Source organism: Nocardia inohanensis NBRC 100128 (assembly GCF_001612945.1).
Classification (GTDB): Bacteria; Actinomycetota; Actinomycetes; order Mycobacteriales; family Mycobacteriaceae; genus Nocardia; species Nocardia inohanensis.
Genome location: NZ_BDBK01000013.1, coordinates 25,974 through 46,763, shown reverse-complemented (window position 1 = coordinate 46,763; position 20,790 = coordinate 25,974). Strand labels below are relative to the sequence as shown.

The 20,790-nt window shown below is 66.6% G+C and carries 20 protein-coding genes; 12 read left to right on the top strand and 8 right to left on the bottom strand.

Going from position 1 to position 20,790, the window contains the following annotated elements; translation table 11 throughout:
- Position 1: 1 nt before the first annotated feature.
- From NI1_RS25500 to NI1_RS25475, 6 genes are all read right to left on the bottom strand, one after another.
- Positions 2–859 carry an LLM class F420-dependent oxidoreductase gene (locus NI1_RS25500; RefSeq protein ID WP_067825503.1) on the bottom strand — a complete coding sequence of 286 codons (858 nt, stop codon included), beginning with the start codon at positions 857–859 and terminating at the stop codon, positions 2–4.
- Between the two features lie 15 nt (positions 860–874).
- Positions 875–2,347, bottom strand: a complete 1,473-nt coding sequence (locus NI1_RS25495) for an FAD-dependent oxidoreductase (protein WP_067825501.1) — start codon at positions 2,345–2,347, stop codon at positions 875–877.
- 75 nt (positions 2,348–2,422) lie between these two features.
- On the bottom strand, positions 2,423–2,833 hold the full coding sequence (locus NI1_RS25490) for a carboxymuconolactone decarboxylase family protein (RefSeq protein ID WP_067825499.1): 411 nt from the start codon (positions 2,831–2,833) through the stop codon (positions 2,423–2,425).
- Entirely contained in the window at positions 2,830–3,714 is an 885-nt protein-coding gene (locus NI1_RS25485; RefSeq protein WP_067825497.1) for an NAD(P)-dependent oxidoreductase, read from the bottom strand. The genes NI1_RS25490 and NI1_RS25485 overlap by 4 nt, the downstream gene beginning before the upstream one ends.
- Positions 3,711–4,463 carry an SDR family oxidoreductase gene (locus NI1_RS25480; RefSeq protein ID WP_067825495.1) on the bottom strand — a complete coding sequence of 251 codons (753 nt, stop codon included), beginning with the start codon at positions 4,461–4,463 and terminating at the stop codon, positions 3,711–3,713. The genes NI1_RS25485 and NI1_RS25480 overlap by 4 nt, the downstream gene beginning before the upstream one ends.
- 12 nt (positions 4,464–4,475) lie before the next feature.
- Complete coding sequence (locus NI1_RS25475) at positions 4,476–5,948, bottom strand: aldehyde dehydrogenase (protein WP_067825493.1); 1,473 nt, start codon at positions 5,946–5,948, stop codon at positions 4,476–4,478.
- A 242-nt stretch (positions 5,949–6,190) separates the two neighbouring features.
- Here NI1_RS25475 and NI1_RS25470 point away from each other — a divergent pair, with 242 nt between their 5' ends.
- From NI1_RS25470 to NI1_RS25415, 11 genes are all read left to right on the top strand, one after another.
- Positions 6,191–7,396 (top strand): cytochrome P450, encoded by a 1,206-nt coding sequence (locus tag NI1_RS25470; protein WP_067825492.1) that lies wholly within the window; start codon positions 6,191–6,193, stop codon positions 7,394–7,396.
- Positions 7,396–8,196, top strand: a complete 801-nt coding sequence (locus NI1_RS25465) for an SDR family oxidoreductase (protein WP_067825490.1) — start codon at positions 7,396–7,398, stop codon at positions 8,194–8,196. Before NI1_RS25470 ends, NI1_RS25465 begins: the two co-directional genes overlap by 1 nt.
- Complete coding sequence (locus tag NI1_RS25460; RefSeq protein WP_067825488.1) at positions 8,193–8,402, top strand: ferredoxin; 210 nt, start codon at positions 8,193–8,195, stop codon at positions 8,400–8,402. Before NI1_RS25465 ends, NI1_RS25460 begins: the two co-directional genes overlap by 4 nt.
- A 5-nt stretch (positions 8,403–8,407) precedes the next feature.
- On the top strand, positions 8,408–8,956 hold the full coding sequence (locus NI1_RS25455) for a nuclear transport factor 2-like protein (RefSeq protein WP_067825486.1): 549 nt from the start codon (positions 8,408–8,410) through the stop codon (positions 8,954–8,956).
- A complete protein-coding gene (locus NI1_RS25450; RefSeq protein ID WP_067825578.1) occupies positions 8,950–10,200 on the top strand; it encodes a hypothetical protein in 1,251 nt (416 codons plus the stop codon). Before NI1_RS25455 ends, NI1_RS25450 begins: the two co-directional genes overlap by 7 nt.
- 17 nt (positions 10,201–10,217) lie before the next feature.
- The gene (locus tag NI1_RS25445; protein ID WP_067825484.1) at positions 10,218–11,819 is read left to right on the top strand and encodes an acyl-CoA synthetase; all 1,602 of its coding nucleotides are present in this window, start codon (positions 10,218–10,220) and stop codon (positions 11,817–11,819) included.
- Positions 11,820–11,918: 99 nt separating this feature from the next.
- The gene (locus NI1_RS25440) at positions 11,919–12,623 is read left to right on the top strand and encodes an acetoacetate decarboxylase family protein (protein WP_067825482.1); all 705 of its coding nucleotides are present in this window, start codon (positions 11,919–11,921) and stop codon (positions 12,621–12,623) included.
- Positions 12,620–13,390 carry an SDR family NAD(P)-dependent oxidoreductase gene (locus NI1_RS25435; RefSeq protein ID WP_067825480.1) on the top strand — a complete coding sequence of 257 codons (771 nt, stop codon included), beginning with the start codon at positions 12,620–12,622 and terminating at the stop codon, positions 13,388–13,390. The genes NI1_RS25440 and NI1_RS25435 overlap by 4 nt, the downstream gene beginning before the upstream one ends.
- A 182-nt stretch (positions 13,391–13,572) precedes the next feature.
- On the top strand, positions 13,573–15,354 hold the full coding sequence (locus NI1_RS25430; protein WP_084523662.1) for an ABC transporter ATP-binding protein: 1,782 nt from the start codon (positions 13,573–13,575) through the stop codon (positions 15,352–15,354).
- Between the two features lie 549 nt (positions 15,355–15,903).
- Complete coding sequence (locus NI1_RS25420) at positions 15,904–16,440, top strand: DUF6879 family protein (RefSeq protein WP_067825477.1); 537 nt, start codon at positions 15,904–15,906, stop codon at positions 16,438–16,440.
- Complete coding sequence (locus tag NI1_RS25415) at positions 16,440–17,276, top strand: helix-turn-helix domain-containing protein (protein ID WP_067825475.1); 837 nt, start codon at positions 16,440–16,442, stop codon at positions 17,274–17,276. The genes NI1_RS25420 and NI1_RS25415 overlap by 1 nt, the downstream gene beginning before the upstream one ends.
- A gap of 36 nt (positions 17,277–17,312) precedes the next feature.
- Here NI1_RS25415 and NI1_RS25410 read toward each other — a convergent pair whose 3' ends face one another.
- Positions 17,313–18,149 (bottom strand): hypothetical protein, encoded by an 837-nt coding sequence (locus NI1_RS25410; RefSeq protein ID WP_067825473.1) that lies wholly within the window; start codon positions 18,147–18,149, stop codon positions 17,313–17,315.
- Between the two features lie 70 nt (positions 18,150–18,219).
- Positions 18,220–19,824: a succinic semialdehyde dehydrogenase gene (locus tag NI1_RS25405; RefSeq protein WP_067825471.1), complete on the bottom strand. Its 1,605-nt coding sequence runs from the start codon at positions 19,822–19,824 to the stop codon at positions 18,220–18,222.
- 141 nt (positions 19,825–19,965) lie between these two features.
- Here NI1_RS25405 and NI1_RS25400 point away from each other — a divergent pair, with 141 nt between their 5' ends.
- Complete coding sequence (locus tag NI1_RS25400) at positions 19,966–20,787, top strand: crotonase/enoyl-CoA hydratase family protein (protein WP_067825469.1); 822 nt, start codon at positions 19,966–19,968, stop codon at positions 20,785–20,787.
- The last annotated feature ends 3 nt before the right edge of the window (positions 20,788–20,790 follow it).

Sequence of the window (20,790 nt, the reverse complement as noted above, 5' to 3'; positions counted from 1 at the left end):
CTCAGCTCGGCAAGCCCAACGGCGCGAGCTTGCCGGCCAGCCGGTCCAGGTAGGCCAGGACTTCGTCCTCGGACTTGTCGGGCATGCCGTAGAGGACGTCGGTGACGCCGGCCTCGGCCCAGTTCTCCAGTTGTCCCGCATCGGGTTTGAAGCCGAGCGCCACCACACGGGGGGTGCCCGCGCGGCCCGCGTCGTTCCAGTGCTTCATGAGCAGGGCCGTGGAGGCCGAGACGTCCGATTCCTGCGGGGTGGTGATCCAGCCGTCGCCGGAGCGGGCGATCCACTTGAAGGTGGTTTCGGTGCCGCCCGCGCCGATCAGGATCGGGATGTGGGACTGGACCGGCTTGGGCCAGGCCCAGCTGGGACCGAAGGAGACGAAATCGCCCGCGTAGGAGGCTTCTTCCTGGGTCCACAGGGCCTGCATCGCCTCGACGTACTCGCGCAGGACGGTGCGGCGCTTGTTGCCCGGCACGCCGTGATCGGTGAGCTCGTCGGTGTTCCAGCCGAACCCGGCCCCCAGGGTCACGCGTCCGCCGGACAGATGATCCAGGGTCGCGATCGTCTTGGCCAGCGTGATGGGGTCGCTTTCGGTGGGAAGCGCTACCGCCGTGGATAGTTCGATGCGCGAGGTGACCGCCGCGACCGTGGCCAATGCCACCCACGGGTCCAGGGTTCGGGTGTAGCGGTCGTCGGGGAGTTCGGAGGTTCCCGTACCCGGATGTGCGGCTTCGCGTTTCACGGGGATATGGGTGTGCTCGGGGACGAAGAAGGATTGGAAACCGCGGTCCTCGGCGGCTTTGGCGGCTGCCGCGGGGGTGATGCCGCGGTCGCTGGTGAATTGGACGATGCCGAAACGCATGTGCGGTGGCCCCTTTCAGTTCTGTTTGGCGGCGGAGACGCCGGCGCGGCGACCGTAGAAGGAACCGTCACCGAGGGAGCAGCCCGAGGCGTAGCCGCCGGCGCAGATGCCGGAGGTGACGCGGCCCGCGGCGTAGAGACCGGGGATGGGTTCGCCGGAGGCGTGCAGGACGCGGGAATCGAGATCGGTGCGCAGGCCGCCGAGGGTGAAACCACCGGTGTAGCCGCGCAGGTCGTAGGCGCCCAGGGGAGTGCCGATGGGCTTCACCCACTCCGGCTTCTTGTGCAGGAAGGGGTCTTCGCCATTGGCGGCGTGATGGTTGTAGAGGTCCAGTGTGGTCTGCAATGTCTTTGCGGGCAGGCCCATTTCGGCCTCGAGTTCCTCGACCGTCTCGGCCACCCAGGTGGGGGCGATGCGCAGGAAGGACATGGAGGATTTGGTGGCGAACGCCGCTTCCAGGGCCTCCTCGTCGATGACCAGGTACGCCTTGTTGCCCTGCTCTTGCAGGACCGCCTGGCCCATACGGCCGGGGTAGGTGTCCTCGGTGATGAAACGCTGGCCGTGGCCGTTCACCAGGATGCCGCGGACGATCACCTGTGGGTCGGCGACGAGGGCGACCTCGGTGGCGTCCATATGCGCCAGGTCCGCGCCGAGCGCCTGCGCCACCCGGATGCCGATGCCGTCGTGCTCTTCCACGGTGGCGGCGGGGCGGCCGGAGATCTTGGGGGCGAAGCGCTCCACCATTTCGTGGTTGTAGGCGAAGCTGCCGGTGGCCAGGACGACGCCGCGGTGCGCGCGCACCAGCACCGGCTTGCCGTAGCGGGTGGCGGCTACGCCGACCACGCGGCCGTCCTCGTCCACCACCAGGCGGCGCAGGCGGACATCGTATTCGTGCCGCACGCCGAGGGATTCGGCGGTCTGGGCGAGGGGCTCCATCAGCATGTAGCCGCCGCCCTTCTCACCCAGCTTCTTGTCCTTGGTCCAGGCCAGGTGTCCACGCGGGGCCGGATCGGCGATGGTGTTGAAGGGGGCGGCGTTCTCACCGCCGGAGAACATCAGGCCCTCGTCGGCGGGCGGTTCGTAACCGGGTTCGCCCCAGAAGACCTCGTTGAACGGAACTCCCTGGGCGACCAGCCAATCGAAGTGCTCGACGCTGCCCTGGCAGTAGTCGTGGATCTTGTCCTTGTCCACGCCGGGGCCGAGCGCTGCGGTCAGGAACTTCTCCATGTTCTCCGGGGTATCGGAGAAGCCGAGCTTCTTCTGAAGGGCGGTACCGCCACCGAGGTAGATGAACCCGCCGGACATGGCGGCCGCGCCACCCCAACCGCCGGTGCGCTCCAGGACGAGCACATCGGCACCCGCCCGGGCCGCTTCGATAGCGGCGCACGCCCCGGCGATGCCGTATCCGACGACGACCACATCGGCTTCGAGGTCCCAGGATTCGACCTCACCGGCCTGGAGCGGTCGCACGGTCGCGGTTTCAGCCATGATCTTCTGAATTCCTAACTGCGGTAGGTACAACTCTCGAGGCTCCCGGGGGCTTCGCCCCCGAACCCTCTTGGACTAGGACTTCTTCTTGGCGAGCACTTTGCGGACGGCGCCGTCGAGCTTGGTCGCCGACGGCCAGCCCACGTAGTGCGCGAGGAACACCGCGATCTCGCGCAGCTGATCCGCATCGAGCTCTTCGTTGCGCAAGGCGGCGCCCACCTGGATCTCGGCGATCTCCGCATTGCCCTGGGCGGCAACGGCACCGAGCAGCAACAGCCGCCGATCCCGCAGCGACAGCCCCGGCCGGTTCCACACATCGGCGAAGAGATGATCGACGGTGACCTCGTAGAACGGATCCCCTTGCAGGTCGGGCAGATCGAACCCGTACACCTCGCTCATCTTCTTCAGCCCACGCTGCCTGCGCTCATCCGGCCCACCCGTCGCCCGGCCGCCGCCCCCCACCGAATCGCTGCGCGATGCTGTCATGACTGCTCCTTAGCGAGATGACCGGGCCCCACACCGAGCCCGGTCCCGAGTCCGTCGAGCGCCTGTGCGGCCAACGGCAATTCGATACCCAGCCGCCGACCGAGGTCCAGCGCCAGGCTGAGGTCCTTCTCCCCGAGATCACGGACATGTCCGAGGATCGGGAACCAGAAGTCGCCGGGTTCGACCGGCGCGGTGGTGTCGCGCAGCATGATCGCCCCGGGCCCGCCGGTATGCGAATCGGAGTGCCGCACCACCTTCCCGAGCTCGGTGATATCCAGCCCGGCCGCCTCGGCCAGCCGCTGCGATTCGGCGGCCGCGGTGAAGGCGATGAAGTGCAGCAGGTTGCGCGCCAGCTTCATTCGCGTACCCGAACCCACCTCGCCGGCGTGCACGATCATCGAGGCGAACCGCGAGAACGGCCCGCGCACCGCCGCGAACGCCGCGTCACTGCCGCCGACCATGACGGCCAGCGCCCCGCGTTGCGCCGCCGGTGCTCCACCGCTGATCGGCGCGTCCACGAATTCCACTCCGCGCTCGGCGCATTCGGCCGCCAGCTCGACGGCCGTGTGATCGGAGATGGTGGAGTGCACGGCGATGACGGTGCCGGGCTTCGCGGTCTGGAGAATGCCGTCCGCCCCGCTGACCACCGTCCGCACCTGGGCATCGTCGAGCACCACGACCGACACCACCGAGCAGCGCTCCGCCACTTCGGCGGCGCTCGCCGCCGCCGTGGCCCCGCCGTCGGTGAACGGCTGCACGACTTCGGCGCGCATATCGCAGACCACCAGCCCGCCGGGCCACTCCAGCAGCCGCTGGGCCATGGGCGCGCCCATATTGCCCAGTCCGATGAAACCTATCGAGAATTCACTGTTTTCGGTCATGGTCGGAAAACTTGCCCCCCGTCGACATTGAGTACCTGTCCGGTCACCCACGCGGCGTCGTCGGACAGCAGATAGAGGCAGGCGCCGACCAGATCGTCGGGCGTGCCGAGGCGTTTGATGGCGAGCTGGTTCATCATCGCGTCCACCATCACGTCGGGCACGATGGTCCGGGTCGCCTCGGTATCGATGGGTCCGGGCGCGATGGCATTGATCCGGATCTTGGAATGCCCGAGCTCATGCGCCAATTGCTGGGTGAGGCTGTTGATTCCGGCCTTGGCCAGCCCGTAGAACCCCGAGTACAGCCACGCGGCCGTCGAAGACTGATTCACGATGGACCCGCCGCCGGCCGCCACCATGGGCTGCCATACCGCGCGCGTCATGTTCAGCGCGCCGTCGAGGTTCACGCCCATGAACTTCTTGTAGTAGTCCCACGGCACCGTGAGCAGCACATCGAGCTTCATATCGCCGTAGATGGCGGCATTGTTGACCAGATGGTGGATCGCCCCGAACTCGGCGACCGTGAATTCCGCTACGGCAGCGGCGGATTCGGGCGAAGCGACATCGACCTCGTGGAACACGGCCGTGCCCCCGTCGGCCGTGATCTGTTTGGCCACTTCCTGGCCGCGTTCGCTGTTCAGGTCGGCGACAACGACTTTCGCCCCCTCGGCCGCCAGCGCCCGGGCGTACTCCGCCCCGATGCCGCGCGCGGCTCCGGTGACGATGACTGATCTATCGGTGAAGCGGGCCATGTCCGTGCTCCTTCAGCAGCCGGTCGCGATGAGTTTGGTCTCGGTGTATTCCTCGAACCCGAGGACGCCCATTTCCCGGCCGATACCGGACTGCTTGTACCCGCCGAAGGGTGCGTCGGCCGAGTACCAGATGCCGCCGTTGACGCTGAGCGTGCCGGTCCGCACGCCTTCCACCACCGCGCGCACGCGTTCGGTATCGGTGCCCCACACCGATCCGGAGAGCCCGTACGGGGAGTCGTTGGCGATCCGAACCGCATCCGCGCCACCGTCGTGCGGGATGACCACCAGCACCGGGCCGAAGATCTCTTCCTGCGCCACGGTCGAGCTGTTGGCGAGTCCGGCGATGAGAGTCGGTTCGATGAACCAGCCATCGAGCCGATCCGGACGGCCGCCGCCGGTGACGATGGTGCCGCCCTCGGCGCGGGCGAGCTCGAGATAGCGTTCGACGCGTGCCAGCTGACGTTCGGAAATCAAAGGGCCGCACACGGTTCCTGGCTTCGACGGATCACCGGGCTTGATATTCGCCAGCGTTCGCGCCGCCGCCTGCACGGCTTCGTCGTACCGCGCCCGCGGCACCAGCAGCCGCGTGCTGATCGCGCACCCCTGCCCCGCGTGCACGCAGACCCCGAACGCCGCGTAGCTCGCCGCCGCCGCGATATCCGCGTCGTCCAGCACGATGAACGCCGACTTCCCGCCCAGCTCCAGGAACACCTTCTTCAAAGACGCTGCGGCAGCGCTCATCACGGCGCGCCCGGTCTGCGTCGACCCGGTGAACGACACCATGTCCACCCGCGGATCGGTGACCAGCCGCGCGCCCAGGGCGTGATCGTCGGAGGTCACGATATTGACCACCCCGGCCGGAATATCGGTCTCCTCGGCGATGATCCGCCCCACCGCCGCCGCACACCACGGCGTATCGGGCGCGGGCTTGAGCACCACCGTGGTCCCCGCCGCCAGCGCCGGCCCGAGCTTGGCGAAATTGATCTGATGCGGGAAGTTCCAGGGCGTGATCGCCCCCACCACCCCGATGGGCTCGCGCCGCACCCGCCGGCTGCTCTTGATGCCCATGGGCGAGGCGATGCCGAGATCGGTTTCCCACGAATAGTTTTCGGCCAGGTCCGCGAAGTAGCCGAGATCGTTGACCGGCCCCTCCAGCTGCGGCCCGGCGGTCAGCATGCGCGGCGCGCCCACCTCGGCGATGGTGATCTCGCGCAGCTCCTCGATATGCCCCCGCAGCGCATCCCGCAGCTGCCGCAGGCAATTCGCCCGGAAGCCGGGATCGCGGGACCAGCCGGTGTCGTCGAAGGCGGTGCGTGCCGCGGCGATGGCGGCGTCCAGGTCGGCGAGGTCGGCATTGGCCGCTTGGCCCAGCACCGCTCCGGTGGCCGGATTCGAGGTGTTGAACACCCCGTTGCCGCCGGGTACGAGTTTGCCTCCGATCAGCAGTCCCGATCCGCCGTCAGGGATGAGATCGTTCGGGCTCATCGGTAGCTCCCATGCTGTCCGGACACGTGTACGGACTATAGGTTCGGAGCTTCGAGACGCGCAAGAACATGTTTCAGAATGGCGCTCGGTGGCCGTGTCCTATTCGGGCAAATTTCAGAATCCATTGTCAGCTCAGCGCCCTGCTAGTACCGTACAGACACGTGTCCAGCCGCGTGTCCCTCGCGGCTGCCCGCGTTCATCAGAGCCGATGAACGCGTTACCGAATACGAGGTGCCGAGACGATGACCGCAGCCTCCGTCGAGCCGCTGCTCTTCGACCCCTACGACTACCGCGTCCACGACGACCCGTACCCGGTCTATCAGCGCCTGCGCGCCGAGCAGCCGGTGTATCACAATCCCGAGCTGGATTTCTGGGCCCTGTCGCGGCACGCCGATGTGGCCGCGGGCTTCCGCGACAATGTGCGGCTCTCCAGCGGCAACGGGGTGTCCCTGGATCCGGCCGCCTGGGGCCCGCACGCGCATCGCACCATGTCCTTTCTGGCCATGGACGATCCCGCGCATCTGCGCCTGCGCAAGCTCGTCTATCAGGGCTTCACGCCGCGCCGGGTCACCGAGATGCACGATCGCATTCGGGAGATCACCCTGCGCTATCTCGAACCCGCCTTGGCGGCAGGCGATTTCGATTGGATCGACGACGTGGCGGGCAAGGTGCCCATGGACGTCATCTCCGAACTGCTCGGCGTCCCCGAGGCCGATCGCGCCGAACTGCGCCGCCTGGCCGACCTGCTGGTGCATCGCGAGGACGGCGTTCTGGACGTCCCGGTCGCGGCCATGGAGGCCGCTCTGCACCTGATGGGCTACTACCACGAGATGATCGCCGAACGGCGGCGCCGGCCCTCCACCGATCTCACCTCGGCGCTGCTGGAAGCCGAAGCCGACGGCGACCGCCTCACCGACGAGGAGATCCTCGGCTTCATGTTCCTGATGGTGGTGGCGGGCAATGAGACCACCACCAAACTGCTGGGGAACGCACTGTATTGGGCGGGGCGGTACCCCGAGCAGTACGCGAAGGTGGCGGCGCATCCGGAGTTGGTGGACGACTGGGTGGAGGAGACGCTGCGCTTCGATGCCTCCAGTCAGATCCTGGCTCGCACCGCCGCCATCGACCTGGAGTATTACGGCCGCACCATCCCGCAGGGTGCGAAGGTGCTGCTGCTCATCGGATCCGCCAACCGGGACGCCGCGGTCTTCCACGAACCCGACCGCTACGACATCGAACGCGGTGACAAGGGCGGGCTGATCAGCTTCGGGCGCGGCGTGCACTTCTGCCTCGGCGCACACCTGGCGCGTTTGGAAGCCTCGGTGGTGCTGCGCGAGTTCACCGCGCGCGTCAAGGCGTACGGCCTGCGCGAATCCGGTAGCGAGCGCGTGCATTCGGTGAACGTGCGCGGCTTCTCGAAGCTCCCGGTCTCGGTGGAGGTGCGGTGATGCCGCGCTTCGCACCGCATCCGGCCCGCCGCCCGGTCCTCATCGCGGGCGCGTCCTCCGGTATCGGGGCCGCCACCGCCGTCACGCTCGCCGAACTCGGCCATCCGGTCGCATTGGGGGCGCGCCGCGTGGAGATCTGCGAGACCATGGCGGAGAAGATCCGCGCGGACGGCGGCGAGGCGTTCGCGCACCGCCTCGATGTCACCGATGCCGCCTCCATCGACGAGTTCGTCTCCGCTGCCGAAAACGTGCTGGGCACCTGCGAGATCGTCGTTTCCGGTGCGGGCGATCTCGAGTTCGGGTCAGGCTGGGCCATGGGTCCGGAGACGTTCGCGAGCCAGATCGACGTCCACCTGGTCGGTGCGCAGCGTCTCGCGAACCGGGTATTGCCCGGCATGGTGGAGCGGCAGCGCGGCGATTTCGTCTTCATCGGCTCCGATTGCGCCGACCGGGTACGCCCGTTCTCCGGGGCCTACAGCGCCGCCAAGTCCGGCCTGGAAGCCTATGCGCGGCAATTGCGCATGGAGCTCGAGGGCACCGGCGTCCGCTCCAGCATCGTCCGCCCGGGGCAGACCCTGACCGGCATGGGCATGCAGGCCGAACCCGAGGTGGTCGGTCCCATGCTGGAGGAGTGGGTGAAGTGGGGTTTCGCCCGGCACCCCCAGTTCCTGCGCGCCGCCGATATCGCGGCCGCCGTCGCCGCCGTCGTATCCACCCCGCGCGGAGCGCATCTCGTCCTCGTCGAGGTGCAGCCGGAGGCCCCGCTGCGCCCGCGCGACGAACCGGGGGAGGAGCCGTGAGACTCGTCGTCGATCTCGATCTCTGTCAGGGGCACGCCGTCTGCCAGGACGAAGCGCCCGCACTCTTCCAGGTCCCCAAGACCGGGCAGGTGGAAATCCTGCGCGCCGATCCCGGGACCGATCTCGAGGCCGCCCGCCTCGCCGTCCGCTACTGCCCGACCCAGGCGCTGTCGCTGGTCGACGACAGCATGGAAGACCGAAGGTGACGCTTATGTCTTGGTCCCGCGACGAACTCGACGAAATGATCCGCCGCTGGGTGGAGGAGAACCGCGACTGTGAGGCGCTCGGGGATTGGAAACCCTTGGCGCACTTCTATACCGAGGACGCCACCTACGGCTGGAACTACGGTCCGCAACAGGAGTTCATGGCCGTCGGGCGTGACGAGATCCGCGATATCGCCCTCGGCCAGGAGATGTTCGGCCTGGAAGGCTGGACCTACCCCTACCAGGAATTCGTGGTGGACGAACGCAGCGGCAGCGTCATCGGCTTCTGGAAGCAGATCAACGAGAAACACCGGCCCGACGGACGGCCCTACAGTCCGGAAGGCATCGGCGGCAGCTGGTTCCGGTACGCGGGCGACTTCCAATGGTCCTGGCAGCGCGACTTCTTCGACTTCGGCAATGTGACAGCGCTTTTCGTCGAGATGATGACCGACAACGCGCTCTCGCCCGGCATGCAGAAGCGGATCGAACGCTCGATGGCCGGCCAGCCCCTGCCCGGGTGGTACCCGACCGGGAAGGGGCCGGTACCGCAGTGGTGACGAGCCGATACGCGGCGCTGAACCGCGCCGAACTCGCGGTGCTGGTGCCGGAGCTGCTGTTGTGCGGGCACCTCATCGACCGGTCCGGAATGGCGCATGTGATCGCCGCGCTCGGCCGGGAGGGCATGACCGAGGTGGCCATCGACGAATGGCGGCTGGCCAGCCCGGTGTACACCCGGCGGATGCGAAAAGCGCTGGGCGTCACCGGTGACGGGGTGGACGCCATCTTCAAAGGCTTCCAGCTGGATATCGGCGCACCGCCGCAGTTCATGGACTTCCGCTACCGGGTGCACGATCACGACCACGGGGAATTCCATCTCGATCACTGCGGCGCGCTGGCCGATGTGGAGCCGATGGGGGAGGAGTTCGTGGTGGCCATGTGCCATCACATCGAGGATCCGACCTTCGATGCCAGTGCGCTGGCGACGAATCCGCACGCCCAGGTGCGGCCGGTGCATCGGCCGCCGCGGGTGCCGGCGGACCGGAAACCGGTGTGCGCGTGGACGGTCGTCATCGACCCGGCGCACGAGCCGCCCGAGCCGATAGCCGATGCGCACCTGGTCGCCGGAAGTCAGGCCGCCGGAACGGTGTTGGAGCCGATCGTTCCTGAAGGCGAGGGACTGCACGACTATTCGGGTCCGCTGCTGAACGATCTGCGCTTCGAGGACTTCTCCCGTCCGGCCCTGATCCGGATGGCGGACGAGGTGTGCCTGCAACACCATCTGCTCGGGCTGGGGTTCCGGTGCGCGGTCGAGGCGCGCACGGACGCCGTGCTGGACATCGTGCGCAAGCAGTTCACCGGCATCGCGGGACTCACGTCCGAAAGACTCTGCAAGGCATTGGGTCTCGGCGACGACGCGGCGGCGCTGGCGAAGGTGCTGCGCCTGCATCCGGTCTTGAATCCGGCCGCCTATCTCGATATCGAGGTGGCCACCGAGACCACCGGCGGCGAGCAGATCGTCGAATTGCGGATCGGCCGCGCCTGCGGCGGCGCGGATGACGATGCCTGGCCGATGCTGCTGGACGCCGATCACCTCGAACCGCTCGACGCGCTGGTACGGGGCGTGAACCCGCGCTTCCGCAGCCGCCTGCGCAAAGCCGAGGACTGCGCGCTCACCTTCGAGATCGGCCTGGCCGACCACGCCTTTCCCGAAGCCGTCGAGGTCACCATCACCCGCTTCAGCACCGGTGCCGCCTTCACCTTCACCGATCGAGGCATCCCCCTGCCGCTCACCGTCCGGTAGTCAGAAAGCGAGCTGTCATGGCCAGCAACTTCGCCGACCTCTACGAGCATGCCGCCGACGCCGTCCCCGATCGGCTCGCCGTGATCGAGGGCGAACGGCGGCTCACCTTCGCCGAACTCGATGCCCGGGCGAACCGGCTCGCGCATCACCTGGCCGCCGCCGGCGCCGGGCCCGGCACGCATATCGGCTTCCATATGCACAACGGCATCGAGACCCTCGAAACGCTGTTGGGCTGCTTCAAGATTCGCGCCGTGCCGGTGAACATCAACTACCGCTATCAGGCCGAGGAACTGCGCTACGTCTACGACAATGCCGACCTCGAGATGGTGGTGCATCACCGCTGCTACGCGCCGTTGATCGAAGCGGTCCGCCCGCAACTACCCAAGCTGCGGCACGCACTCGTGGTCGAGGACGCGCAGGGCGAGGGGCCGGAGAGTTCTTCGACGCCCTACGAGCAGGCGCTCGAAAGCGCTTCGCCCGACCGGGATTTCGGCCCGCGCAGCGCCGACGACCTGTTCATCATGTACACCGGCGGCACCACCGGCCTGCCCAAGGGTGTGATGTGGCGGCAGGAGGACATGTGGCGGGTGCTCGGCGGCGGCATCGACTTCTACACCGGCGAACCCGTCGCCGACGAATACCAGCAATCCCGCCACGGCGCGCAGAACCAGCCGCTGCGCTGGTTCGTCCTGCCGCCGCTCATTCACGCCGCCGCCATGATGCCGACCTTCACCGCGCTCTGGTCGGGGAACACCGTGCTGTTCGAACCGCGCTTCGAACCGGCACGCATCTGGCAGGCGGTGGCGCGCGAGCGGGCGAACATTCTCGTCATCACCGGTGACGCGATCGCTCGCCCGCTCGTGGACGCTTACCGGGCCGCGCCGGTGGACGCCTCGTCGCTGTTCTCCATCGGCTCGGGGGCGGCGCAATTGACCCAGCCGGTGAAGAACGCGCTGCTGGAACTCTTCCCGAACGTGCTGCTCACCGAATCCATCGGCTCCTCCGAAACCGGTTTCGGCGGAATCGGTTTCGCGGCCAAGGACGACGATCCGGCGCGCGGGCCGCGGGTGAACACCGGTCGCGGCGCACTCGTGGTCGACGATGCGGGGCGCGCCGTCGAACCCGGCGGCGAGGGCTGGGTGGCCAAGACCGGCAATGTGCCGATCGGCTACTACAAGGATCCGGTCAAGACCGAGAAGCTGTTCCGCACCGTGGACGGGGTGCGGATGGTCATCACCGACGATCGGGCGCGGGTCGAGGCGGACGGCTCGGTCACGCTCATCGGGCGCGGGAACATGGTCATCAATACCGGCGGCGAGAAGGTGTTCCCGGAGGAGGTCGAGGCCATCCTCAAGGCGAACGACGCGGTGTACGACGCGGTCGTGATCGGCGTGCCGCACGAGCGCTGGGGGCAGCAGGTGGCCGCGGTGGTATCGGCGGCCGACGGCGAGATCGACTTCGCGGCGCTGGACCGGCAGGTGCGGGCGCATCTCGCCGGGTACAAGGCGCCGCGCTCGATCTGGGTGGTGGACGCGGTGGCGCGCACGCCCAGCGGGAAGCCGGACTATCGCTCCGCCAAGGCGCACGCGGCGGCGCACCCGCCCGATCACCAGGCGTGATAACCCGTGTCGGAATTCCACTCCCGCCCGGCGCCCGTTCACCGGGATTCCTGGGCCGAAACCACAACGAGAATTATGGGAACCTGTTCTAATTTGGAAATGGCAGCGGCACACTCCGTACTCGGCGAACAAGTCCGCATGCCGGTGCAGATCCGTCATGCCGATGCCGCCTCCGCGCTCTTCCTCGTCGATGCCGCAGCCGCGGCCGAACTGCTCGACGGCACCGGCCTGGAACCGCTGAAGGTGCTGCCCGGCAAGGCGATGCTCTCGCTCGCCTTCGTGCGCTACGTGGACGGTGACCTCGGTCCGTACCACGAATTCGCCTTCTCGCTGATGGCGCGCCAGCCCGGCCGCCGCAACAGCACCGGGGCCTACATCCACTGGCTGCCGGTGAATCAGAGCTTCACCTGTGAAGCGGGACAATCGATTTGGGGCTTCCCCAAGCTCATGGCCGATATCGACATCACGGCGGACGGGCGCTGTGAAGTACGGGTCGACGGGCAATTCGTGATCGGGCTGCGGATCGGCGACGGCCTGCCCGTGCCCGGCGGCGCCGGGGGCGCGTCCATCGACGCCTACACCTCGCGCAACGGCCTGCTGCGGCGCACGCCCTGGATCATGAACCCCGCCAAGGTGCGGATGCGACCCGGCGGTGCGCGGGTGGAACTCGGCGATCACCCGGTCGCCGAACAGCTGCGCGCGCTCGGGCTGCCCAAGGCGGCCCTGTTCTCCAGCCGGATCGGCGCGCTCGCGATGACTTTCGAGGACGCCGCCACCGTCCTGCAAACCCGGGAGGTCCGATGACCCAGACCGTTCTCGTCACCGGCGCGGCCAGCGGCATGGGCCGCATCGTCGCCCAGCGCATGGCCGCGGCGGGACATCGGGTGGCCGCCGTCGACCTGAACGGCGAGGGCTTGACCGCCACCGCCACCCGCTCGCCGAACATGCACACCTACACCTGCGATGTCTCCGATCCCGAGCAGGTCGCCGCGGTCGTGGAGAAGGTGCGCGCCGAACTCGGGGCGATCGACCAGCTGGTGCACGCGGCCGGAATGGCGCACGTGCACGCCTCCGCGCTCGATCACGATGTGCGCCAGATCAAGAAAATGATCGACGTCAACTACCTGGGCACGGTCAACCTGTGCCAGGCCGTGATCCCCGCGATGAAAGCGGCGGGCCGCGGCACGGTGGTGCTGTTCGCCTCGCTCGCCGGCTGGCTGCCCTCGCCCGGGCTGGCCGGATACTCGGCCTCGAAGTTCGCGGTCATCGGCTTCGCCGACAGCCTTTCCTACGAACTCGACGGCACCGGGGTGCGGCTGCTCACCCTCTGCCCGCCCATGGTGGAGACGGCGTTCCTGGACAAGGTCCGTGAGGAGAACGCCAGCGTGCTCGGCGGATCCGGCGGCGTCACACCGGAATCCATCATCGACGCGTTGGAAAAGGCGCTCGCCGCACCGAAGACGCCGCTGTTCGTCTTCCCCGGCCAGGCGCGCCCCGCCTACCTGATGCGGCGCTTCCTGCCCGGCGTGGCTCGCGCCATCGTCAAGAAGTCGATCCACCCGACCGACTGACCCCCAGCTTGGGTGCCGGCACGTGCTCCGATCGGCACCCAAACCCCGGCGCTGGGCAACCGAGGCTCTGCGGTTGCCCAGCGCCGAACATCCCTCCGCGCGGAAAATCAGTGGCGTGAAACTTCCCTGACCGGGCACGATGTCTGTTCTGCACTGCTCGAACACGATTCGAGAGGGGACGGATGAACTCCCGCGCGTCCGCGATCATGCTGGTATTGCGCTATTACGGCCGGGAATTGGCGAGGCGAAAACCCCTCACCGCCACGGCCATGCTGTCACCGGCACTCGGCACCACCTACCAGCTCTATGTGGCACCCCTGGTGGTGGCCGTCGTCGTCGGCAAGGTGGCCGGCACCGGCGACTCCGGTTTCGGCGCCCTCGCGCCCTACGTACTCGCCTTCGGTGGCCTGCTGCTGCTCGCCGAAGTGTTCTGGCGCATCGGCATTCACTGCCTGAACCGCCTCGACGCCTACGGCATCGAACACCTCTACATCACCGCCATGGACGAACTGCTCGCCAAGGACGCCGCGTTCTTCCACGACAATTTCGCCGGTTCGCTCACCAAGCGTTCGCTGAGCTTCGCGGCCCGTTTCGAGGAATTCGTCGACACCTTCGCCTTCGAAATCCTCGCCGCGCTCATCCCTTTGACCTTCGCATCGGTGGTGCTGTGGCGCTACGACCCGTTACTGGTGCTCGTGCTGCTCGGCATGCTGGTGGTGACCGCGCTGATCGTCGCCCCGCTCATCCACCGCCGGCAGCGGCTGGTGGACGAACGCGAGGCGGCCATCGCGCTGGTGTCCGGGCACGTCGCCGACAGCCTGTCCAATATGCAGGTGGTGCGGGCTTTCGCGGCCGAACCCCAAGAAGCGGAAGAACATCGGCGTCGCGTCGCGGAATCCCGCCGCAAATCCCTGCGCTCCTGGGACTACGCCAACCTGCGCATCGACACCGTGGTGACGCCACTGGTCGCGCTCACCAATATGGTCGGCCTGCTCCTCGCCCTCGGCATTCGCGGCGGGCATGCGAGCGTCGAAGTGATCATCGTGGCCTTCACCTACTACTGGAACGCCACCGGCATCATGTTCCGCTTCAACCAGATCTTCCGTCGCCTCGAAGGCACCCTCACCGAAGCCGCCCAATTCACCGAGCTGCTGAAAGAAGCCCCCGCCGTAGTGGACGTTCCCGACCCGGAACCCCTGCGCCCCAACGGCTCCGACATTCGCTTCGACCAGGTGACCTTCGCCCACCCGGGCGCCTCCCGCCTCTTCCACGGCCTCGACCTGTTCGTGCCCAGCGGCGCCAAATTCGGCCTGGTCGGCCGCTCCGGCGGCGGCAAGACCACCATCACCCAATTACTCCTGCGCATGATGGACATCCAGGACGGCAGCATCCGCATCGGCGGCCAGGACATCTCCCGGCTCCGCCAATCCGACCTCCGCAGCCAGTTGTCCTACGTGCCACAGGATCCCGCCATGTTCCACCGCACCCTCCGCGAGAACATCCGCTTCGCCCGCCCCGAAGCCACCGACGAGGAAATCATCCGCGCCGCCAAAGCCGCCCACGTAACCGAATTCGCCGAGGGCCTACCCCAAGGCTTGGACACCCTGATCGGTGAACGCGGCGTGAAACTATCAGGCGGACAACGCCAAAGAGTCGCCCTGGCCCGAGCCATCCTCCGCGACGCCCCCATCCTCCTACTCGACGAAGCAACCTCCGCCCTCGACTCCGAAAGCGAACTCCTCGTCCAACAAGCCCTCTGGGAACTGATGGAAGGCCGCACCGCCCTGGTAGTAGCCCACCGCCTCAGCACCGTAGCCGGCATGGACCAACTCGTAGTCCTCGACCGCGGCCGCATCGTAGAACAAGGCACCCACGACGAACTACTCACCGCCGAAGGCACTTACGCCCAACTCTGGCGGCACCAGTCCGGCGGATTCCTCGCAGAAGAGGTCTCCGCCCGCTAACGCGCATAGCGACTTCCGGGGACACCGTTATCACATCGACCTGCCGAACCAGCACCCCCATAATCGCACCCCTTCGAAGTGCGCAGCGCTGGGCGCAATCACCGCCTGGCTCTCATCCCAAAGCTGCCCCCTCCCAGACACATCCGTGCGCAGATAGCCCAAACACGTCGGCCCGAACCCAGGACAGTCGTCTTCCCCGAAACTTCGCAGTTCCAAGACTTCACCGGTAACCCTGAAAAGCCCGGGGAGTCGGTTCATCTCGGTCGCCTGTCCTCCGGCGAACACCTGACTCGGCGCTAGAAACCGACATGGCGACGAATCCACAACCTTGCGGAAACTTGCGCAAATGAATCGGATTTTCAGTGAGATTCACACAGCCAGAGGACCATTGGAGGTGTTAGTTCAAACTCACGCAAGTGGCCGATACCGGCAGGGGGTCCTTCATCCTCTCGGGTCGGCCGATCACCGATAGCGGAGCACTCGAACAGCTCACCATGGAAGACTTCGAGACAGCGATCGAGGTTCCGAGAGCGGAGAGGATGTACTTCGGTGGAATTTCGCGGCGTTGACGACTGGGACGATCTGTTTCACGAATGCCGAGAGTCGGCTTACCACATGGAGGTTCGCGACACCTATGCGGTCGCGAGCGAATCCGAGCCCCTCCGGCGCTTTCTCGCGGGCGAGACGCCACCGGACTATGACAAGTCCGACTGGACCGACTTGATCCGCGAGATGACGGGACGCGGCGTTGTAGTCAGCCGCGTTCGTGTTGTCACGGTGCCGCACAGTGATTACCAGCGATGGTTGCTGTCCGTCACAGGTGAAAACGTCGAGGCGGGCGAGGATATCCGTTATCTGCCAAGGCATCTCATCGATCCGGAAGAGGTTCCACGCGATGATTGGTGGTTGTTCGACGGTAGTCGGGTGGCCTTCAACCTGATCGATAGACTGGGCCGGTCCGCCGGTGTGGCGGTGACAACTGATCCGAAGATCGCAGCGTACTGCCGTGATGTGAAGAACAGGCTGCTGGCCGCTGCAACGCCGTTCCTGGAGTACGTCAACGAATCTCCGGTGAACCACCGATAGTGGTCGATTCGGTACAGGAGGCGAGCGAGGCTCTCGGCAAGCGGCTCCGGGAGATCCGCCGTGACGCCGGGGTCACCGGCCGAGAGCTAGCTGCCCGTGAGGGTTGGCATGAGTCCAAGGTCTCGCGTATCGAACATGGCAAAGCCAGACCATCGACCGCGGATCTGCGTGCTTACTGTGCCCATTGCGATGCCGGCGACCAGCTGCCGGACCTGCTCGCCAGCCTGCACAACATCGACTCCGCGTGGCTCGAATGGCGGCGACTACTCGGCACGGGGGTGAAACGCGGCCAGCAACTGGCTTTGAAACTCGAAGCCGAGACAACCATCATCCGGAACTATGAGCCGCAGATCATTCCGGGACTGCTGCAAACCGCCGAATACGCCGAGGCCAAGCTGAAGCGAGTGATCGAGTTCTACCGCCTGCCTGATGATTTGGACGCCGGCGTATCCAAACGCCTGGAGCGGCAGCAGATTCTCTACCGGCGAGTTCACCAATTCCACTTCCTGATCAGCGAAACGTCGCTGTATACAACTGTCGGCGACCACCACGTGATGTGTGGTCAGCTCGACCGACTTCAAGCGATCATCGGAATGCCTCGCGTCACCCTCGGAATCGTCCCGCTGATGGCTGAAGCGCATGTGGTCGTAGAAGGATTCATGATGTTCGACAACCGCATGGTGAAGGTCGAGGCACACACCGCCGAACTGACAGTGACGCAGCCCAGGGAGATCGCCCTCTACGGTCGCGCATTCGATATCTTGGCCGGTCAATCCGTGACCGGCGATGCGGCACGAGCGCTGATCCGCACTGCACTGCTCCGACACCAGTCCTGATCCCCGAGGTTGGACCGATCGGAGAAGAACCTTCGGCTAGCGCGGGATCCAGAGTTGTGCGACGTCCGCGAGATTCCACCACGAAACGAACTGCGGATCTTGTGATTCCAATTTCCAGCGTGCGGTCAGCGCGTCGAAGAAGGCATCGTCGCCGGTCTTGCCGCCCTTCGGCTCACCGATGAAGACGACTCGGGTGCCGTCGGACTTCTCATAGGCGGCGAGGGCTTCCGAGGCCATCCGGTTTCCCCAACCGGGCGGCCAGCACAGGAAAAGGGTGTGGTCATCGGGTGGAGCTGCCCGCACGGTGTATTCGGATAGGTCGCCGACCTGGTGCCAGGTGTCGCGTTGCCCCACGGAGGCCGGGAAGGACAGGTTTTCCGCCTTGCCCGGAGGTTCGGAATCGTAGGCGTCGATCGCGCACCCGACTGCCGCCAGTTGGGCCGCCCAATAACCGCGGCCCGCACCGAGTTCCACTATCGGCGAACCCGCGCAGCAATCCGCGATCCAGTTCAGTGTTTGCGGTGACGGCACCGCATAGGCGTAGACGGATTGCAGGATGGTTTGTGCGTAGCCGAGGCGCGCGCTGCCGGTCGCGCGGCCGCCGTTGACGACGCGACGGCCATTCTGTGCGTTGACGGAGGGGCCGACTATGTCCCAGTAGGGGTTTCCGGTGGGGGAGGTGCCGCCGGTCATGAAGTGCACGAGGCGGAGGTCGAATGCGGTGTCTGCTCGAGGGTCATCGGTTCCCGGCAGGCGGGAGGCGGTGTCCAAGTAGTCCGCGACTTTCGGATATTCGGTGCGGAGACGGTGCTCGTCGGACAACAACGCGGTCAGCTCGTCGCGGCGTTCGGCGGTCAGCCCAGGATCCGTCATGTCCTCGATTGTCGTTATATGCGAAGACCCCGGCGGGGGAAACGCCGGGGTCTTCGCGTCGGAACGGATTTCAGCCCAGGTGCAGGCGGCGCATGAGGCGCAGGGTCACCAGGGTGGACTTGAGTTGCTTTTCGTAGGGCATGCCGGCGCGGGCGGCCATGATCTGCTTCTTCTGGACGCCGACGTTGATGGTGTCGGTGTACTTGAGCAGGCCCGCGGCGCCGTGGCGGGTGCCGACGCCGGATTGCTTGACGCCGCCGGAGGGGGTGCCTTTGGCGGCGTAGCTGGTGACGAAGCCGTCGTTGATGTTGATGGCGCCGGCTTCTACGCGTTCCGCGAGTTTGGTTGCGCGGTCGATGTTTCCGGTCCAGATGCTGGCGTTGAGGCCGTAGGCGGTGTCGTTGGCGAGGGCGATCGCCTCGTCTTCGGTCTTGTACTTGTAGATGGTGACGACGGGTCCGAAGGTCTCCATGGTGGCGTGCGCCATGTCCTTGGTGACGCCGGTGAGGACGGTCGGCTCGAAGAAGGCGGGGCCGATGTCGGGGCGCGGGTTGCCGCCGGTGACGACGGTCGCGCCCTTTTCGCGGGCTTCGTCGACGTGCGCGGCGACGCGCTTCATGTGGTCGACCGAGACCAGCGAACCCATTTCGGGATCGAAGTCGTAGGTCGCGCCCATCTTCGCGCCGAGTTCCTCTGCGGCGGCGACGAATCGGCGCAGGTACTCGTCGTAGATGCGTTCCTGCACGTAGATGCGCTCGATGTGCATGCACGCCTGGCCGGTATTGCCGAACACGGCGAAGATGGCCGACGGGATGGCCTCGTCGAGGTTGACGTCGTCCAGGACGATCATCGGGTTCTTGCCGCCGAGCTCGAGGCTGCATCCGATGAGATTGCGACCCGACTGCTCGCCGATGGTGCGGCCGGTGGCGGTGGAGCCGGTGAACATGACGAAGTCGACATTGTCGATCAGGGTCGGCCCGACATCCGGGCCCATGCCGGTGACGACCTGCACCAAACCGCGCGGCAGGCCCGCCTGGTGCAGCAGTTCGATGCCGTACAGCGTGCACAGCGCGGTCTTGTTGTCCGGCTTCATGACAACGCCGTTGCCCGCGATCAGCGCGGGGGTGGAGTCGGACATGGAGATGGCGAACGGGAAGTTCCACGGCGCGATCACCGCGACCACGCCCTTGGGGCGGTGCTCCTCGGTGGAGCTGGTGATGATCGGCATCGGCCCGCTGCGCTTCTTGGGCTTGAGCGTCTTGGCCGCGGTCTTCAGGTAGTGCGCGATGACCATCGGCGTATCGCACGCCTCTTCGATGGCCATCCGGCGCGCCTTGCCGCAACCGATCTGAATCAGGTCGGCAATGGTCTCGATCTCGGAGAGAATGAGTTCGTGCGCGCGTTCGAAGACGGCGAGGCGCTGGTCCAGCGGGCGAGCGGCCCATTCCTTCTGCGCGGCGCGCGAGATCTCGACGACCTTGACGACATCCTCGGGCGAGGACTGCGGCAGGTAGCCGACGACATCGCCGGTGTAGACCTCGATCATTTCGAACGGGTCGCGGGCCTCGCCCGCCTTGCCCGCGGTCACCATTGCGGTCAGCCGGTTGATGAGGGATTCCGTGACGCGGGGCGGCAGCTTCGCCCGGGAGCCGCTCTGCGTGCTCGTTGTGCTCATGGTCGTCGTCTCTCCGTTACTTGCCGCCCGTGACGGCGGTCACCATGATCCAAACTAGAACACGTTATTGTTCAGGACAACGGTGCGGGGTAGTTTCGTCCCCGAATCCCAGGATTGGCCACGTGGAAGGACAGGTCGGCGATGACCGCTGCGACTGCTGAAACAAGTAGCAACACCGAGCCTCATGCTCTCGTCGAGAAGCGTGGGGCGACGCTGATCGTCACCATGAACCGGCCGGAACGCAAGAACGCGCTCACGGGCGAGATGCTGGCGATCCTGGCCGACGCCTGGGACACCGTCGACAACGATCCCGAGATCCGGTCCTGCATTCTCACCGGCGCCGGCGGGGCGTTCTGCGCGGGCGCGGACCTGAAGAACATGAACAATCGCGGCGCGGCCGAGGGGATGAAGGCGGGCAGCGCCTTCGATCCCACCCGGATGCCCGGCCTGCTCAAGGGCCGCCGCCTGACCAAGCCGCTGATCGCCGCCGTCGAAGGCGCGGCCATCGCGGGTGGTACCGAGATCTTGCAGGGCACCGATATTCGCATCGCGGGCGAGAGCGCGAAATTCGGTATCTCCGAGGCGAAGTGGAGCCTGTTCCCGATGGGCGGGTCGGCGGTGCGCCTGCCGCGCCAGATCCCGTACACCATCGCGGCGGATCTGCTGCTGACCGGACGGCACATCAAGGCGGCCGAGGCCAAGGAGTACGGGCTGATCGGACACGTGGTGCCGGACGGGACCGCGCTCGACAAGGCCCTGGAGATCGCCGAACTCATCAATAACAATGGGCCGCTCGCGGTTCAGGCGATCCTGAAGGTGATTCGCGATACCGAGGGCCTGCACGAGGAAGACGCCTTCAAGATCGACGCGAAGGTGGGCCTGCCGGTCTTCCTCAGCGACGATGCGAAGGAGGGCCCGCGCGCCTTCGCCGAGAAGCGCAAGCCCAACTTCCAGGGCAAGTAAATG